Origin of the sequence: Streptomyces sp. NPDC058964, from assembly GCF_042741275.1 — a bacterium.
Lineage (GTDB): Bacteria > Actinomycetota > Actinomycetes > Streptomycetales > Streptomycetaceae > Streptomyces.
The window spans coordinates 1-1555 of the sequence record NZ_JBHYKH010000945.1 but is presented as its reverse complement, the minus strand read 5'-3'; the positions used below and the strand labels follow the sequence as shown (position 1 = coordinate 1555).

Here is a 1555-nt window from a genome sequence, read left to right as displayed (position 1 = left end):
GACTGCGGCCCGGAGCTCGGCGTAGACCTCGGACCTGGCCGCGAGTTCCAGCGCCCAGGCGTCCTGCAACGCTCGCAACCGTTCCCGGGCCGCCCCGGCGGCGCCGTCGGCCTCGCCGCGGGCCCGGGCCCGGGCGAGCACTTCGTCAGCGGTACCGCGTGCCGTGCGCAGCGTCTCCTCCGCTTCGGCCCGTGCTCGTTCCAGGACGGCGTCGGCCGAGGCCCGTGCCGCGCGCAGCAGTTCGGCGCGCACGGGGTCCAGCGCGTCCATGGACGCGGTCATCAGGGCATCACCACGGTCAAGGGCCGGGACGGGCCGGGCGCCATCGCCTCGCCCCCCAGTGCTTCCGCGGCCTGGGCGGTGAGGATCACGAGGCCGACCGTGCCCGGGAGCGTCCGCCAGGTACGGCGGACCGTGTCCGGATCCTCCGCGACAAGCACGTCGACACCGGCCAGGGCAAGGCCGCACACGCCGGTCCGGCTGCCGATGGCGGCCACGGTGCCCATCGTCACGCCTTTCCGATCAGCAGGATCGCGACCACCAGTCCGTAGACGGCGATGCCCTCCGCCAGACCGACGATCACCATGGCCCGGCCGAACATCTCCGGTCGTTCGCTCAGTGCTGCCAGGGCCGCGGCACCCGTGTAGGCGACCGCGATCGCCGCCCCGATCGAGGCTCCGGCCACCGCGATGGCGGCCCCGATCAGAGCGGATCCGCCCACCCCGCCGGACGTGGCGGCCTGCGCCGACGCCTGCGCCGGGCCCGCGAGCGCCGTGCCGAGAACGGCGCATGCGCCGCCCAGCAGGGCGAGGTTCGTGGCCAGCAGCCAGCGGAAGGCGTGTCTGGCCCGACGCCGTCGCAGCAGCCGTACGGCGCCGAGCACCGCGGCCAGGACCGGCAGGACGATCAGCCAGGTGAGCATGGGATCACCTTCGTAGTGCGGTCGGCAGGTTCCGCCGGGGGAACGTGCCACGGACGGAACGGGCGGCCCTCCGCCTCGAAGAGCCGGGAGAAGATCTCGTAGTACTCCAGCCGCAGGGCCTGCACACCGGCCACCAGGGCCTCCAGGCCGAACGAGACCGCGGTGCCCGCGGCGAACAGCAGCACCGCCCCCGTGACGCCGACGGCGCCGTGCCCGGCCAGGCCCGTGGTGCCGCGCCACACCAGGTCCGCGAGCGCGGCGTGAGTGAGGCCGAAGGCCGCGAGGCGGGCGAACGACAGGGTGTTGGTGCCGGTGCGCACCACGACGTCGAACAGCCGTACTGCGGCCTCGGCGTATCCGGCGCCTCCGCCCGCTGTGGCCCGGAACAGGCCGAGCGCCACCAGCGCCAGCCCGATTGCGGCGAGCGTGGCTCCGGTGACGGCCGCGGCCGGCCGGTGCAGGAGCAGGCCCGCCGCGGCCACCGCCATGCCCAGATAGAAGAGCAGCCCCGCGCAGCCGGACGCCGCGTACAACGCCGTGCCCCCCTCGTTGTCACCCCCCCGGGGTGGCCCGCCCCCCGCCGGGGCGCCGGCGCGCCCACCCCCCCCCCACACAACCCCGCGCGCCCGCTCA

At 75.6% G+C, this 1555-nt stretch carries 3 protein-coding genes and 1 pseudogene; all 4 read right to left on the bottom strand.

The window, feature by feature from the left end; all coding sequences use genetic code 11:
- Positions 1 to 282 (bottom strand): annotated as a pseudogene (locus ACFW2E_RS46640) (hypothetical protein); the annotation flags it as partial.
- Positions 282 to 506, bottom strand: coding sequence for a V-type ATP synthase subunit F (locus ACFW2E_RS46635; protein WP_384478193.1), 225 nt, complete (start codon positions 504 to 506; stop codon positions 282 to 284). The gene ACFW2E_RS46635 and the pseudogene ACFW2E_RS46640, both read right to left, overlap by 1 nt.
- A 2-nt stretch (positions 507 to 508) precedes the next feature.
- Positions 509 to 922, bottom strand: a complete 414-nt coding sequence (locus ACFW2E_RS46630) for an ATP synthase subunit C (RefSeq protein ID WP_384478190.1) — start codon at positions 920 to 922, stop codon at positions 509 to 511.
- The coding region (locus ACFW2E_RS46625) for a V-type ATPase 116kDa subunit family protein (protein ID WP_384478188.1) at positions 907 to 1555 on the bottom strand (649 nt) is incomplete at its 5' end. The genes ACFW2E_RS46630 and ACFW2E_RS46625, both read right to left, overlap by 16 nt.